This window comes from Sphingomonas sp. CCH9-F2 (assembly GCF_001556735.1).
GTDB lineage: Bacteria > Pseudomonadota > Alphaproteobacteria > Sphingomonadales > Sphingomonadaceae > Sphingomonas > Sphingomonas ginsenosidimutans.
In genome coordinates this window covers 1-276 of the sequence record NZ_LSJO01000273.1, presented here as the reverse complement: position 1 = coordinate 276, position 276 = coordinate 1, and the positions used below count along the sequence as shown (strand labels likewise).

Sequence of the window (276 nt, the reverse complement as noted above, 5' to 3'; positions counted from 1 at the left end):
GCCGCCGAGATCGCGCACCACAATCGCGCCTATCACACCGATGACGCGCCCGAGATCAGCGACGCCGATTACGACGCGCTGGTCCGCCGCAACAATGCGCTGGAGGCGGCCTTCCCGCATCTGGTCCGCGCCGATTCGCCCAGCCGGCAGGTCGGCGCCGCGCCCGCCGCACACCTTGCCAAGATCGCGCACGCGCGCCCGATGATGAGCCTCGACAACGCCTTTTCGGATGCGGAGGTCGAGGAATTCGTCGCGCGCGTCCGCCGCTTCCTGAAA

The 276-nt window shown here is 68.8% G+C and carries 1 pseudogene; it reads left to right on the top strand.

Annotated features, from left to right (window positions below):
- A pseudogene (locus AX685_RS08165) lies at window positions 1–276 on the top strand (NAD-dependent DNA ligase LigA); the annotation flags it as partial.